Raw genomic sequence first — 14620 nt, 5'->3', positions numbered from 1 at the left:
CCGACCACTTATAACTTCGGATCCGGATCGATCGAACGGATGCCCTCCACCGACCACGCTTCGTCTCTGGGAGCCCTCGCTCGGGGTCGTCGCCCGCGGGCGATCGGGTTCCTCCTCTCCAACGTCCTCCCGCTCGTCGGCGTCGTCGCGCTCGGTTGGAACGCGGCGGCGCTGATGACGCTCTACTGGTTCGAGCTCGGGATCGCCTCCTTCTGGGCCGTGGTCCGCGCGCTGTTCGCCGGGCGGCCCTCCGAGATCGAGCGCGACGCGCTGATCGCCGGCCCCCTCGCGCAGCGCCGAGTCGGGCTGTCGATCCCCCGAACCGGCCTCCGGATTCGGCTCTCCTCGCTTCTCGTCCTCCCGATAGTCGCGCCGATCCTCGCGGTCGTCTGGCTGATCGTCGGCGGGCTCACCGTCGGCGTCGTCGCCGACGGCGGGCTGGCCCCCGCCGCGCTCGACACCGTGACGCTCGCGGTCCTCGCCGTCTTCGCCGGCGAGGCGGGGACGACGCTGGTCGAGTACTTCGGGCGCGGCGAGTACCGCGATCACAGCGCCCAGACGGCGATACGGGGGGTGTTCGCCCGCGGCGCGGCGATCTTCCTCGGCGCGCTGTTCACCGTGACGATCGTCGGCGCGGCGACGCTCGAAGGCGACGCGCCGATCGCCGCGCTCGACCCCGACGCGGTCGGCCTCCCGCTCCTGCTCGGGATCGTCGCGGTGAAGGCCGCGTTCGATCTCGCGGGGCTATACAGCGATCGGCTCGCGGCGTTCGACGAGTCGTCGGCGCTCGATCTGGGATTCTCGCACGAGCCGCCCGCGCCGGAGCCGCCCGACGGCGCGGTCGCGGGCCCGGCAGAGACGGTCCGGCAGCCCGGGCGGGCGCGGCTCGCGGGGGCGCTGACGACGCCCCTCGGTCATCCGGGACTGTGGTACCTCGCCGCGGCCCCAGCGCTCGTCGCCGCGCTGTTCGCGATCGGTGGTAACTGGGGGACCGTCGCCGTTCTCCTCGCGGTCGCGGTCGCGGTCCCGCTGTGCCTCGCCGCCCTCGACCACGAACTCCGGTACGGGCTCGTCTCGTACCGCGCCGGCGGCGACGCGCTCGTCGCCCGCGACCGCCTGTTCGGCGTCGCGCTGTGGCGCGTCGAGCCGTGGGACGAGACCGACCTGCGGGTGACACGCGGACGGCTCGACCGGCGGCTCGGGACCGAGACCGTCGTGATCGAACTCCGCGACGGCGAGTACCGGATCCCGGGGATCCCGGACCCGGAGCCGGTGCTTTCGGTCTTCGACAGGCGCGCGGAGCGACCGGAGAGCGCGACCGACGGCTGAGCGACCGACCGGCCGAGCGGTCGGAGGGGTGAGCGACCGGCCGGCCGAGCGCGGCGGTCAGCTCCCCTCGGCCCGATAGAGCGGGTGTGCGTTCCCCACGATCCGCTTGAAGACCAGAATCACGCCGGCGTGAAACCCCACGAGCACGGTCACGCTCGCGACGATGATCGCCACCTCGGTCGGAGTCGAGAGGAGGCCGAGCGACACGATGAGCGTCGTCGCGCAGGCGGGCGCGTGGACCGCGTCGGTGGCGATCATCGCCCAGCTCGTCGCCACGAGAGAGACGGTCGCGCTCGCCGCGAGCCGGAACCCCTCCGGCGAGAACGCCGGCGGGGTCGCGGTGAGGGTCGCGCCGGCCGCGATCAGCCACCACGCCGCGAGTCCGGCCACGCCGCCGATGAGATGGCTCCCGACGATCCGGGCGGCCCGACCGCCCTCGCTCCGTCGGTCGAACGCGATCAGGAAGGCCGACGGCCCGAGGCTCGGGAAGACGAACGGCTGGCCGGTCGCCCACGCGATCGCGCCGAGGACGGTGAAGAGGAGTCCGGCGTACAGACTGGTTCCGACGCGGCGTCGCATCGCCTACCGTTCGGAGACGGTTGCACAAAGCGCCGGCGGTTCGGCGGCGGAGCGGCGCTGACGACCGCGCCGGTGACCGCGCCGACGCCGACCGCGGGCCCGCGCTATCGATCGCGATACGCGAACCCGAACGCCTAATTACGCCCGCGCCGCCCGTGGTGACATGTTCGCGACGCTGCCGGACGCCCTCCGCCTGCTCGTCGTCCCCGTCTTCGCGTGGGCGGCCCTGCGAGACGTTCGGACTCGACGCCTCCCGAATCGGCTGTGGCCGCCGCTGTACGCGTTCGGGGCGCTGCTGCTCATCTGGGAGACCGCGGCCATGTGGCCCCTCGCGGGACTCGCGGGGACGTGGTTCGGGGTACGGGTCGCGATCAGCCTGCTGTTCGTCGCCCCGCTGGGCTACGCGTTCTGGTACCTCGGCGCGTTCGGCGGCGCCGACGCGAAGGCGCTGATCGCGATCGCGATCCTCTTTCCCACCGTTCCGGAGTACGCCGTGGCCGGACTGTCCCTCCCGCTCGTCGATACCCAGATCGGCGTGTTCTCGCTGACGGCGCTCACGAACACGGTCCTGATCGCGCTCGCGTACCCGATCGGGCTCGCCGGGCTCAACCTCCTCCGCGGGGAGCGCTCGCCGACGATGTTCCTCGCGCGGCCGGTGGCGACAGACTCGCTGCCGGACCGTCACGGGCGCCTGTTCGAGGACGACGCGGGGACGACCCGGAACGGCCTCGACCTGGACGCGCTCCGGATGTACCTGCGCTGGCGCGGGGCGACGCTCGCGGAACTGCGCGAGGATCCGGACCGCCTCCGCGACCCCGACAGCGTCGGCGAGACGCACGACCCGACCGACGGCGGCACGCACGTCGGACCGCGGACGGACGGGGGAACCGTGACCGAAGCCGACGGCGACTCGCGCGCGGCCGACCCCTGGGCCGCCGAGCGCTTCCTCGACGAAATCGATCACGGCGCGTACGGTGCCGACGCCGAGACGCTCCGCGGCGGGCTGTCGGTCGTCGCCCGGAAGGACCGCGTGCTGGTGTCGCCGGGGATGCCGTTCGTCGTCCCGATGGCGCTCGGGCTTGTCGTCTCGCTGACCTTCGGCGATGCGCTGTTCGCGGCGCTCGGCGCGGTCGGGTTGGTCTGAGGAGCCGGATCGGCTAAGAGGGAATCGATCGCGTTCGACGCGCCCAGCGCGGAGTCAGCTCCCGGCGCGGAGGTCGCCGACGGTGAGCACTCGGGTTCCCACGGGACGCTTGACGAACTCGCCGACCTCGCGGCCGAGCAGTTCGCTGACCCCGCGCTGGGCGGCGACGTCGAGCAGGCGCTGGTCGATCAGGCCGTCGACGACGACGGTGTGCGGTGCGGTCTCGGCGCTCTCGACCGCGTCGAAGGCGTTCCCGGCGTCGACCTCCGCGAGGACGCCGCGGTCGTCGCCGAGCAGCCGAGCGCGGTCGCTGCCGGCGTCGACGACCTCCTGCACGTGTTCTTCGATCGAACGCGGCTCGTCGTCGAGGGGGGCGCCGTCGCCCTCTTCACCCTCCTCCGCGCTCTCGGTGGTCGTCTCGTCGACCGGGCCCGAATCGGCCATTCCCGCACCGTCGGAGTCGAGAGCGGCGGCGTCGGGATCGCCGTCATCCTCCGCCGCCTCCTCGTCGGTTTCGTCGCCGTCAGTCGTTTCGTCGCTTCCGTCGCCGTCAGTCGTTTCGTCGGTTCCGTCGCCGTCGGAAGCCTCATCGACCTCCTCCGCGCCGGTGGTCTCGGGCGCCGGCGCGTCCTCGACCGCGTCTACGAGTCCGGCGTCCGCTGCGCCTCGATCCTCACCGGCGACGGCGTCGGAGTCGTCGCTCGGCCCGTCGGTCTCGGTCGCGTTTCCACCTTCGCTTCCGGCCGCGTGCTCAGATTCGCTCTCGGTGGAGGGCTTGGACGGCTCGTCGGAGAGATCGGTGCCCTCGCCTTCGAGTGGGGAGCCCCCCGAGTCGTCCGCGGCGGCTTCGCGGAGGTTCGGCTCGTCCGCGAGGCTGCTGTACGGCACCTTTCCGCGGAGCGCCTCGAAGACGGCGTTGCGGTCGAGGTCCTCGACCGACTCACCGGGCGGCGCGAACGCGACGTAGTCCACGTCGCCCACCTGCGCGAGCTCGCGGAGGATGAGCTCGCCGCCGCGGTCGCCGTCGAGGAACGCGGTGACCGTGCGGTCGGCGGTGAGGTCGGCGACCGCGTCGGGGACGTTCGTCCCCTCGACGGCGACCGCGTTCTTGATGCCGCAGTCGAGCAGCGTCAGTACGTCCGCGCGCCCCTCGACGACGATGACGGCGTCGGAGTCGCCGACGCGGGGACCGGCCGGGAGCCCCTCGTAGTCGACGATCCCCTCGACGCGGGCGGCCTCGCGGACCTCTTCGAGGATGTCGTCGCTCCTGAGGCTTGTCTCCTCGAAGCCGCCGGCGACGAGCTCTTTGGCGCGCTCGACGACCTCGCGGCGCTTCGCCGCCCGCACGTCCTCGATGCTCGTCACCTCCACCGAGGCGTGACAGGGGCCGATGCGGTCGATCGTCTCCAGCGCGGCGGCGAGGATCGCGGTCTCGACCTTGTCGAGGCTCGACGCGACCGTGACCTCGCCGAACGACTGGCCGTTCTCGGACTCGACGGCGACGTCGATCCGACCGACCCGCGAGGACTCCTGGAGGTCCCGCAGGTCCAGTTCGTCGCCGAGAAGTCCCTCGGTCTGGCCGAACACCGCGCCGACGACGTCGCTCCGCTCGACGACGCCGTCGGCCGCGATGGTGGCGTGAATGAGGTATTTTTCGGTGTCTTTCATGATGGGTGAATGGTGATGATCGGGCGGAGCCGACCGCCCGTGCGTCGTTTTGTCCCTCGTCGAAAATAGTTATCGCACGCGCCTGCGTCGTCGATGTTTGAAGAGAATTTATCTTCGATACCACCGACCGAATCAGACCGACAATATTTAGTCAGAGAATTCTAACATCGTTCCACATGAGTCGATCGCAGAGAGATCTCGTGTGGATATCGACGTTCGCGGTCCTCGTGGCCTTCGCGGTGCCGTGGCCGCTGTGGGGGGTCGATCGGGTCGTCGCCGGGCTGCCGGTGTGGATCTGGTGGCACGTGGCGTGGCTCGGACTGTGCGCCGTCCTGTTCTCGCGGTTCGTTCGGAGCGGCGCGTGGGAGCGCGGGATGGGCCGCCGACCGGAGTCGGAACCCGAATCGGCGCTCGGAGGTGACCGCCCGTGACGCTCGGGCTGTCGCTCGGGATCGTCGTCGGCTACCTCCTGTTCGCGCTCGCGATCGGCCTCGTCGCCTACCGCGTCTCCGAGGCGACCGCCGAGGACTACTACCTCGCGAACCGCTCGATCGGGACGGTGGTGCTGCTGTTCACCACGTTCGCCACCCTGCTCTCGGCGTTCACCTTCTTCGGCGGTCCGAACCTCGCGTTCGCCGCCGGCCCCGAGTGGCTGATCGTGATGGGAACGATCGACGGGGTGTTGTTCGCGGTGCTGTGGTACGCGATCGGCTACAAGCAGTGGCTGATCGGGAACCGGAACGGGTACGTCACGCTCGGGGAGATGCTCGGCGACCGGTTCGGATCCGTGGGGTTGCGCGCGCTCGTCGCCGGTGTGAGCCTCCTCTGGCTGTTCCCGTACGTCATGCTCCAGCAGATGGGTGCGGGCGAGGCGCTCGTGGGGCTCACCGGCGGCGCCGTCCCCTACTGGGGCGGCGCGGCGCTGGTCACCGCGTTCATGATCCTCTACGTCGTCCTCGCCGGGATGCGGGGCGTCGCGTGGACCGACACCGTACAGGGGCTGTTCATGCTCTCGGTCGTGTGGATCGCTGCCGCGTGGGTGCTCTCGGCGGTCGGCGGCGTCGGCGCCGCCACCGGCGCCATGCTCGACGCCCGCCCCGACTTCGGGAGCTTCGGCGGCGGCACCTACTCTGTCGGCTTCATCGTCTCCACCGCGATCACCATCGCGTTCGGCGTGACGATGTTCCCGCAGATCAACCAGCGCTTCTTCGTCGCGAGGTCGGGCGAGACGCTGAAGCGGTCGTTCGTTCTGTGGCCTGTCCTCGTCCTCCTCCTGTTTCTCCCCGCGTTCATGCTCGGCGCGTGGGCGGTCGGGATGCCGGTCGACGTGCCCGAGGGCGCGAACGTGCTCCCCGTCGTCCTGAACGAGTACACGCCGGCGTGGTTCGCGGCGCTCGTGGTCGCGGGCGCGATGGCCGCGATGATGTCCTCCTCGGACTCGATGCTGCTCTCCGGGTCGTCGTACTTCACCCGCGACGTGTACCGACCCGTGGTCAACGCCGACGCCTCAGAGCGCCGCGAGGCCTGGATCGCTCGGATCGGCGTCGCCGTCTTCGCGCTCCTCGCGTTCGTCGCGAGCCTCTTCCGGCCCGGGACGCTGATCGAGGTCGGCGACACCGCCTTCTCCGGGTTCGCGCTGCTCGCGCTCCCGGTGATCTGCGCGCTCTACTGGGACCAGACGACTCGTTCCGGCATGATCGCCGGCGTGCTCGTTCCGCAGGTCGCGTACCTCGCGGTGGTGCTGTCGGCGGTCGTCGCCGCCGTGCCGACGCTGCCCCGCACCGTCGCCGGCGGCTGGGACGTGGCGCTCGGGCTGATGGTCTTCTCCGCGCTCCTGACGGTCGGCGTCTCGCTCGTCACCGCGCCGACCGCCGACAGCGACGCCTCTCGGTTCGCGGTCGCCGGCGACTGAGAAAGGCGGGCGTCGGCGGTGCGGTCGCTCACGTCGCGTCCTAAAAATCGTCTCGGACGGGACTCAGTCGTCGAGCTCTTCGGTGACCGAGTCGGGCGGGGCTTCGACGCCGCTCGGACCCGCGTCGCGTCCGGAGTCGCTCGCTCCCGGGCCCTCCGGAAGCGTGTCGAACTCGGGGTCGAACAGCCGGAGCGCGGTGCGGATCGTCTCCCAGTCGTCCTCGCCGGCCGCGTCGCGAAGCGACCGGGTAGGGGCGGCGAGCAGCTGGCCGACCAATGCGTCCGCCAAGTCCTCGACGGTCTCGCGCTGCTCGGCGGTCAGCCCTCCCTGCGCTTCGAGCTTCGAGACGGCGCGGTCGACCTCGCGGGCCTTCACGCGGTCGGCGCCGGCGTACATCGCCGAGATGGCGTCGTCGGCGCGCTTGCGCTTGTACGCCTCCAGAATGCGATCGAGCTCCTCGTCGATGATCGACTCGACCTCCCGCGCCTCGGCCTCGCGGCTCTCGCGGGTCCGGCGGGTCACGTCCTCCAGCGCGTCGATGTCGTACAGCGTGACTCCGTCGCGGTCGGCGAGCGCCGGGTCCACGTCCCGCGGCTGCGCGATGTCGATACAGACGAGCCGGTCGACGCCCGCCAGATGTTTCGACCGGATCACCGGGTCCGGGCTGCCGGTCGCCGCGATCACGAGGTCGGCGTCCGGGACCACCGTCGAGAGGTCGGCGAGCGGCACCGCCTCAGCGGGGGTGTCGACCTCCTCCGCGACGAACGCCGCGTTCGGCACCGTCCGGTTCGCCACGACGATCTCCGAGACGGCGGTGTCGTCCAGCGTCCGGGCCGCGAGCGTCCCCATCTCGCCGGCGCCGATCACGACCGCGGAGCCGTCGGTGAGGTCGATCTCGCCGGCGGCCAACCGCACCGCGGCCGAGCCGAGCGAGACGACGCCCTCGTTGATCGACGTCTCGTTGCGCGCGCGCTCGCCGACGTGGAGCGCCTTCGTCACCCCGTCTTTCAGCACGGGACCGATTCCCCCCGCGGACTTCGACTCCTCGTACGCCTCGCGGAGCTGTCCGATGATCTGGTCCTCGCCGAGCACGAGCGATTCGAGCCCGGAGGCGACCCGCATCAGGTGCTCTAAGCTCTCCTCGTGGTCGAGCCGACGGACCGCACCGCCGCGGACCTCGGGGGCGAACGACTCAAGCGCGACCGAGCCGTCGACGGTCCGATCGGTGACGACGTACGCCTCGGAGCGGTTGCAGGTCTGGAGCGCGAACGCCTCCTCGACCCCGTCGCGCGCGAGCAGGTCCGAGACGGTGGCGCGGACGCCGTCGCCGCCCGCGGCCTCGATCTCGTCGACCGTCGCGCGGGAGTGGGCGACGCTCACGCCCGTGATAGCGCCCGTCTCCTTCATCTGGTGAGTACCTCCTCGATCACGGAATCTGCCTCTTGTCGACCGTAGGAATCCCCCTTTTGTAAACCCTTCCAAACCCCCTCGGATCGCACGACGCGCCGGATCGCTTCCCGGCGTTTCTCGGGGGCGACCCCCCGGTCTTTGAGCTCCGCGCGGAGCGTTCCCGACAGCTCAGCCATCGCGCCGGCACCGTCGATCTCCGCCTCGATCCGCTCGCGGAGCGCCTTCGCGAGCGCCGGGCTCGCTCCCCCCGTCGAGAGCGCCACCCTGACCGGGTCGTCCTCGACCGTCGCCGGAACGACGACGCTCCGCGCTCCCCGACCGCCCGAGCGGTCCGCGGCCGACACGTCGGTCCGGTTCACGAGGACGCCGGCGTCGAGCGCGCCTGCCTCGGCCGCCGCGTTGACCGCCGCGTCGTCCGTGGCGGCGACGACGAGCGCTGGGTCGACGCGATCGATCCAGCCGCGCACGGCGTCGGGGTCCGGCGCGGCGCGGACGAGTTCCACCGACCCGGCGTCTCCCTCGGCGGCGCCCCCTTCGGCGAGGTCGCCCAGCCGGTCGTCGAACGCGGGGCTCACGACGACGACCCGGGCCTCGTCGGCGAACCGGGACGCCTTCCGCGACCCGACGGCGCCGCCGCCGAACACCAGCACCGCCTCGCCGTCGAAGTCGTGATACAGCGGGATCACGCGTGCCACCGTGATGTTTCGGTCCGGCGGGTCACGCGGTGTTGCTGTCGGCCCGGTCGGCGATGCGGATTCCCGTCTTCTTCAGGATCCGGGTCGAGAACAGCGTGTCCCAATCGCTCTCTCCCACCTCCCAGTGCTCGTCCATCAGCTCCCTGACCTCCGCGATCCGGCGCTCGCTTTCGGTCTCCGTCCGCCCGTGCGTCATCGCGAAGAAGTTGTACTCCCAGACGCCCGCGTGCCGGGGGCGCTGGTAGCAGTGGGTGACGAAGTCGAGCCCCGCGACTGCCGGCCCGACCTCGTCGAGCGCCTCCTCGGGCACGTCCCAGACGGTCATCCCGTTCTCGGTGTACCCGAGCGCGTAGTGATTGGGGATGACGCCGACGCGGCGCACCTTCCCCTCCGCGTCGAACCGCTTTATCGTCTCGATCACCCACTCTGTGTCGGCGCCGATCGCGGCCGCCACGTCGGCGTACGGCGTCTCCGTGATCGGGAGCCCGCCCTGTATCTCGACGACGAGGTCGCGCTCGTCGGGGGTGAGCGTCGACCGATCGCTGGCCGAGACCGCGGGACCCAGATCAGAGAGGTCCACGTCGCCGTCCGGAACGGGACCGTCGACGAGGAACTTCGCGCCGACGTGGAACTCGCGCACCTTCGGGAGGTTGTACGTCTCCTGGCCGGTCGCGGCCTCGATCTCCGCGAGCACCTCGTCGATCCGATCGGCGCCGTCCTTGTCGGGATCAGGGTGGTCGGCGACGCTCACCACGAACCACATGTTGAGGTGCGGGTGCTCGCGCTCGTAGTTGTGCGCGACCGCGGTGAACTCGTTGACCGTCTCCGCGATCTCGTCGTATCGGTCCTCGGGCGCGTGCATCGCGACGAGCGACGCCGCCCCGCCGATCTCCTCGGCGTTGACGAGCGCGCCGAACCGCGAGAGGATCCCCTCTTCGTCGAGCTCGCGCACGCGCTCGCACAGCTCCCGGCCGGTCACGTCGATCCCGTGCTCGCGGAGCGCGTCCGCGGCCGGTTCGAAGGGGCGCTCGGTCACTGGGAACCCGCCCTGGAAGGCGTTGATGATCCCGCGGTCGAGCGCCGTCAGGTCCGCGTCGACCTCTTGCATACGCCGTGATCGGGTCCGCGCGAGAATAAGCGATCCGACCGGCGCGTCGCTGAGGAAGCGATCAGGGTCAGGGGGACTCGTCCGGACTCAGCCGTCGAGGTCGCGAGCGATGTCTGACAGCGACGACCGAGGGCCGCGAGTCGCCTCGTACACCGTCCGCTCGCCGGGGATCCGGAGGCCGTACTGCTCGCCGGGAACGACGACGTCGAGGACGACGGCGTCGCCCGGCTCTCGGCCGTTCTCGTCGAGCCACTCGGCGAGGCGGTTCGCCCCGTCACCGGGCTCGCGCGCGAGCCGCCGGTTGTCGAACGCGCCGCGGACGAGCAGCCCCCGGCTGTCGCTCCGCACCGGCGCGTGGTACTCCTCGCGGTCGATGGCGACGCGGATCACGTCGCCCGCGGCGAGCGACAGCGACTCGCAGGTCCCGGACTCGACGCGCCCGTCGAGCTCGTCGTCGTCCGGGATCCGGACGCAGGGGCGGCGAGTGCCGCCGCTCCGGGCGAGCGAGACGCGAACCGAAGCGACGCCCTCGTCGTCGGAGGGAACGCGGGGCATCGAAAACGGAGTTACTCCTCGTCGGCGTCGCCGTCGTCCTCGCCGAGCGCGGCGGCGACGTCGTCGCCCTCGACGACCGAGACGTTGATCTGGGCCACGTCGTCGTCGATCTCGCGGCCGCGGACGGTGATGCGCTTGCGCTCGCCCTCGCGGGACGGGTCGAATCCGACGCCGCCCTCTAACAGGAGCTCCTTCAGGCGAGTGCCGGAGACGTCCTCGCGCATCGGGCGCCCGGTCTCGTCGGAGCCGCCGGTGATCTCGACCGTGTGCTCGGAGAGCCCGACGGCGTCGCCGCCGATCTCGTCGCCGATCTCGCGACCGAGGAACCGGTTGGCGTCCTGTCCGTCGACCTCTCGCTGGAACGTCTCGCCGGTGTTGGGGTCGGCGATGACGACTTTGAATTCGGCCATGGGCGAACCGAGACCCCCGCGAATAAAAAGTACGTCGAAAGCGCGATCCGTGCCCGATCCCCCTCGATCCGATCGGAATCTCCCCGCGTCCCGCCCTACGGACGCCGACCCTCGGTCAGCTGTCGCGATCGACCGAGGCGACCTGCGGATCTCCCTCGCCCCACGCCCCGTCGACGAACGCCTTTTCCAGGGCCCGTGCGACGGTTTTCGGCTCTCCGGGACCGCCCGCCTCCGCGACGCTCCCGACCGACTCCGGATCGAACGGTACGCCGAGCGCGTCGTACACCGCCGCGGTGACTTCGGCGACGGCTCGCGCGTCGGCCCGTGTGACGACAACACACCCCGCCACGAGCGCGGCGTCCCCCCGAACCCGCTGGGCGACCCCGGCAACCTTGCCGCCGCCAGCCACGCGGACCGAGTGGTCGCCCGGACAGAAGGAGTCGGGAGATTCGCCGCGCGACACGTCCGCCCCGAGGCTCCGCAACGCTCCGAGGACCGTCTCGGTCGCGCGGTCGTACCGCTCCCCGACCGATCCGAGATTGCGGTCGTCGCCGAGCGGCACCGCGTGCGCGAACGCGAGCGTGTCGCCCGGATAGGCGACGGCTCGCCCGCCCACGTCGCGTTCGATCGGTTCGAACCCCCGCTCTGCGGCGATCCGCTTCGCACAGTCGAAACCGGGCTCGCGGGCGTCGCGGCGGCCGAAGGCGACCTGCCGGGGCGGCGTCCACACCCGAACCCCCGGCGTTCCGTCGCTCGCACCCGCGAGCAGCGCCGCCGTGTGCTCTCGGTCCGCCACGGGGCGAGGGTCGCGACCTCTGAGCACGCGCATACCTACCGAGAGGCGGCGGCCAGACAAGCCGCTTGCGACGCGCGGCAGACGCGCGTCGTCCGCCTTCGGGGGTTGCCGCGAGCGCGTGACACAAAGGTTTTGCCGACCCTCTGACTGTGTCAGGTAACGATGAGCGAGCTCGGCGCGCTGCCGGTGCAGGCGTACCTCGCAGCCTGCCTGCTCGCCGGGCTCATCGGACTGGGGCTCGGGTACGTCGCGTGGGGTGACCGCGACGAGCCGGGCGGCACCGAGGTCGCGCTCTATCTGCTCTGTGGCGGCGCAATCTCGCTTCTCTACGCCGTCAGGGTGGCGAGTGGGAGCGAGCTGGCGATGGTCGTCGCGCTCAACCTCTCGACGCCGCTCGTCGCCGCGGTCCCCGGCGTCTGGATGGCGTTCGTGCTGGCGTTCTCGGGCCACGATCGGTGGCGAACGGAGAACCGGACCGTCGCGCTCGCGGCGCCGGCGTTCGTCTGGGTGTTGACCGCCTGGTCGAGCGGGACCCACGGTCTCTCGCGCCGCTCGCTGACGGCCGTCGTCGAGGGACCGTTCACGCTGCTCTCGTTCGGGATCGGGATCGTGGACGCCGCGTTCGTGCTGTACGCCTACGGGCTGTGTATCGCCGGCGTTCTCGTCGTCGTCGATCTGTACCGCCGGACCGGGAACCGCTACCGGCTCCAGACGTTCGTGATCCTGCTCGGGACGCTGTTCCCGTTTCTGGGCGGGATCGTCACCGTCGTCGACATCGGGAGCTACGCGAACCTCGCGTGGTTCCCGACGGGGCTCGTGATCCACGGCGTGTTCCTGTACGGGACCGTCTTCTGGCTCGGGACGCTCGACGCCTCCGTCGTCGCCCGCGACACGGCGGTCGAGGTGATGCAGGACCCCGTGATCGTCGCCGGCTCCGACGGCCGGATACGGGATCTCAACCCGGCGGCAGAGGAGCTCCTCCCGCCGGACGCGGTCGGATCGTCCCTGTCGGACGTGTTCCCGCGCTTGGAGGTCGGCGTGCAACACCCGATCTCGATCGGGGGAAGGCAGTTCGACATCCAGGAGGACCCGATCACGGACCCCCGAGGGACCGACCGCGGACACGTGTTCCTGCTCCGTGACGTGACCGAACGCGAGCGCCGACAGACCGAGCTGGAGCGCCGCGAGGCAGAGCTGGAGCGACAGAACGAGCGCTTGGAGGACTTCGCCGGCGTCGTCTCCCACGACCTCCGAAATCCGCTGGCGGCGGCCACCGCGGCGGTGGAGCTCGCTCGCCATGACGACGAGGGCAACGAGGACGCGCTCGACCGCGCCGCGAACGCCCACGATCGGATGGACGACCTGATCGAGGGGCTGCTGTCGCTGGCGACCGCCGGGAAGTCGGTCGACGAGGTCGATCGCGTCTCGCTCGACGGGACCGCCAGACGGGTCTGGTCGCGGCTCGAGACCGCCGACGCGACGCTGTCGATCGACGGCCCGGACGGGCCGGCGCTCGCCGACGGGAACCGGCTCGAACAGCTCCTCTCGAACCTGTTCCGCAACGCGATCGAACACGCCGGCGACGACGTGGCGGTACGGGTCGAGATCGAGCGCCGAGAGGGCGGGATCGCGCTCGCGGTCGCCGACGACGGCCCCGGCGTCCCGCCGGACCAGCGCTCGGAGGTGACCGAACGCGGCGTCTCCCTCGGCGGCGGGACCGGGCTCGGACTCGCCATCGTCGGCGACATCTCCGAGGCCCACGGCTGGGAGCTCTCCGTCGAGGAGTCGGAGACCGGCGGCGCGCGCTTCGTTATCTCGGGGATCGAGCCCGACGACGACTGACCCGAATCGCGTACGGCCGGGCCTCGGGTTCCGCGATGGCCGGCTCCGACGCTCACTTGCCCGTCGGGCTCCACGTGACGATCCGATGGCCGTCACGCTCCCGTCCGCGGTGCTCGACCGCTATCGGCGCTTCTCGCGCTTCAACTCCCCGTACCCTGCGCACGACGACGGCCGAGCGATCGACCTCTACCCGGACGGCGAGACGGGAGTCTCGCCGGTCGCCGGCGTCGTTCGCGAGACGCGGACCGTCGGCTGTCCGGACCGCCCGTACGCCGCCGACGAGGACCACCTGATCGTCGTCGAACTCGGCGACGACTGGTGTCGGCGCACGGGTGCGACGCCCGGAACGCTCGCGCGGATTCTCCACGTGATCCCGGAGGTGTCGCCGGGCGACCGCGTCGCGGTCGGTGATCCGCTCGGCCCGCTGACGCGGTCCGGCTTCTTCGGACGGTGGGTCGACGACCACGTTCACCTCGGGTTCAGACCGCCGAGCACGAACGCGGTCCGTGCGAGCGGGTCGCTCGCGGTCGACGTCGACGTGCCGGTCGAACCGGTACGGTGGGACGGGACCGGTACGGTGGTCGAGCGCGGCCCGACGCACGTCGTCCTCGACGCGCCGACCCACCCGGATCCCGGTCGACGGTTCGCGGCGCTCGCAAGCGACGACGGGGTTCCCCTCGACGGCGGGCTGGCGCACTACGCGGGCGGCGGCGCGTTCGACGCGCTCGCTGACGGCACGCCGGTGTCGCTGTGGGGCACCCGCGTCGGCGTCGCGCGGGGACGCGGCCTCGCGTGGGAGCCGGTCGACGTGCTCGCGAACGGCGAGCGGGCGGTAGGGCTGTCGCTGTTCGCGGCCAGAGACGGTGAGTTCGGGGCGAAGCTCGTCTGTCCGGATAGGCGGTTCGAACTCGGCGAGACCGTGTCGCTCGCGCTCGCGCCGAGCGACGATCCGATCCGGCTCGGCGTCGGGTGATCGGGATCCCGGCCGCTGGCGGGAAGAGTGGCGAACAGCCGGCACGAACGCTCCGCCGCGGCGGTGTGCCAGGCTCCCGCCTCGGCCGCCGCGGGGTGACGCGTCAGGTCACGGGACGGATGGCGCGGGATCGGGGATAAGGCGTCGGCAGGAGTGGTCTCGTCGCGATCGCCTCGTCGCCAACCTCTCAACCGTTGTT

General features: G+C 71.4%; 14 protein-coding genes. 6 read left to right on the top strand and 8 right to left on the bottom strand.

Annotated elements, in window-relative coordinates; genetic code table 11:
- Positions 1-39: 39 nt before the first annotated feature.
- On the top strand, positions 40-1329 hold the full coding sequence (locus tag C471_RS04220) for a DUF6498-containing protein (RefSeq protein ID WP_004046786.1): 1290 nt from the start codon (positions 40-42) through the stop codon (positions 1327-1329).
- Positions 1330-1386: 57 nt separating this feature from the next.
- Here C471_RS04220 and C471_RS04215 read toward each other — a convergent pair whose 3' ends face one another.
- Positions 1387-1908 (bottom strand): HPP family protein, encoded by a 522-nt coding sequence (locus C471_RS04215; RefSeq protein WP_004046785.1) that lies wholly within the window; start codon positions 1906-1908, stop codon positions 1387-1389.
- A gap of 163 nt (positions 1909-2071) precedes the next feature.
- Between C471_RS04215 and C471_RS04210 the strand changes: the two genes are divergently transcribed.
- Positions 2072-3052, top strand: coding sequence for an A24 family peptidase (locus C471_RS04210; protein WP_004046784.1), 981 nt, complete (start codon positions 2072-2074; stop codon positions 3050-3052).
- A 54-nt stretch (positions 3053-3106) separates the two neighbouring features.
- Here the strand turns inward: C471_RS04210 and dnaG are convergent, their stop codons facing one another.
- The gene (dnaG, locus tag C471_RS04205; RefSeq protein WP_004046783.1) at positions 3107-4720 is read right to left on the bottom strand and encodes a DNA primase DnaG; all 1614 of its coding nucleotides are present in this window, start codon (positions 4718-4720) and stop codon (positions 3107-3109) included.
- 176 nt (positions 4721-4896) lie between these two features.
- Between dnaG and C471_RS04200 the strand changes: the two genes are divergently transcribed.
- Positions 4897-5151 (top strand): DUF3311 domain-containing protein, encoded by a 255-nt coding sequence (locus C471_RS04200; protein ID WP_049908958.1) that lies wholly within the window; start codon positions 4897-4899, stop codon positions 5149-5151.
- A complete protein-coding gene (locus C471_RS04195; protein WP_004046781.1) occupies positions 5148-6632 on the top strand; it encodes a sodium:solute symporter family protein in 1485 nt (494 codons plus the stop codon). The genes C471_RS04200 and C471_RS04195 overlap by 4 nt, the downstream gene beginning before the upstream one ends.
- Positions 6633-6695: 63 nt before the next feature.
- On the opposite strand, the gene hemA is transcribed toward C471_RS04195, so the two are convergent.
- From hemA to C471_RS04165, 6 genes are all read right to left on the bottom strand, one after another.
- A complete protein-coding gene (hemA, locus tag C471_RS04190; protein WP_004046780.1) occupies positions 6696-8039 on the bottom strand; it encodes a glutamyl-tRNA reductase in 1344 nt (447 codons plus the stop codon).
- On the bottom strand, positions 8036-8728 hold the full coding sequence (locus C471_RS04185; RefSeq protein ID WP_004046779.1) for a precorrin-2 dehydrogenase/sirohydrochlorin ferrochelatase family protein: 693 nt from the start codon (positions 8726-8728) through the stop codon (positions 8036-8038). Before C471_RS04185 ends, hemA begins: the two co-directional genes overlap by 4 nt.
- Before the next feature lie 31 nt (positions 8729-8759).
- A complete protein-coding gene (gene ahbB / locus C471_RS04180) occupies positions 8760-9845 on the bottom strand; it encodes a siroheme decarboxylase subunit beta (RefSeq protein WP_004046778.1) in 1086 nt (361 codons plus the stop codon).
- 87 nt (positions 9846-9932) lie between these two features.
- Complete coding sequence (locus C471_RS04175; protein ID WP_004046777.1) at positions 9933-10400, bottom strand: DUF7112 family protein; 468 nt, start codon at positions 10398-10400, stop codon at positions 9933-9935.
- Between the two features lie 11 nt (positions 10401-10411).
- Positions 10412-10810 carry a 30S ribosomal protein S6e gene (locus C471_RS04170; protein WP_004046776.1) on the bottom strand — a complete coding sequence of 133 codons (399 nt, stop codon included), beginning with the start codon at positions 10808-10810 and terminating at the stop codon, positions 10412-10414.
- A 115-nt stretch (positions 10811-10925) separates the two neighbouring features.
- Complete coding sequence (locus tag C471_RS04165; protein WP_049908957.1) at positions 10926-11639, bottom strand: lipoate--protein ligase family protein; 714 nt, start codon at positions 11637-11639, stop codon at positions 10926-10928.
- Positions 11640-11768: 129 nt separating this feature from the next.
- On the opposite strand from C471_RS04165, the gene C471_RS04160 reads away from it, so the two are divergent.
- Together C471_RS04160 and C471_RS04155 are read left to right on the top strand one after the other, a co-directional pair.
- Positions 11769-13448, top strand: coding sequence for a sensor histidine kinase (locus C471_RS04160; protein ID WP_004046774.1), 1680 nt, complete (start codon positions 11769-11771; stop codon positions 13446-13448).
- Between the two features lie 85 nt (positions 13449-13533).
- Positions 13534-14421: a hypothetical protein gene (locus C471_RS04155; protein ID WP_004046773.1), complete on the top strand. Its 888-nt coding sequence runs from the start codon at positions 13534-13536 to the stop codon at positions 14419-14421.
- Positions 14422-14620 lie beyond the last annotated feature (199 nt).

Origin of the sequence: Halorubrum saccharovorum DSM 1137 (assembly GCF_000337915.1) — an archaeon.
Lineage (GTDB): Archaea > Halobacteriota > Halobacteria > Halobacteriales > Haloferacaceae > Halorubrum > Halorubrum saccharovorum.
Note: the sequence above shows the minus strand (reverse complement) of the source record. Positions and strands in the feature narration are given on the sequence as shown.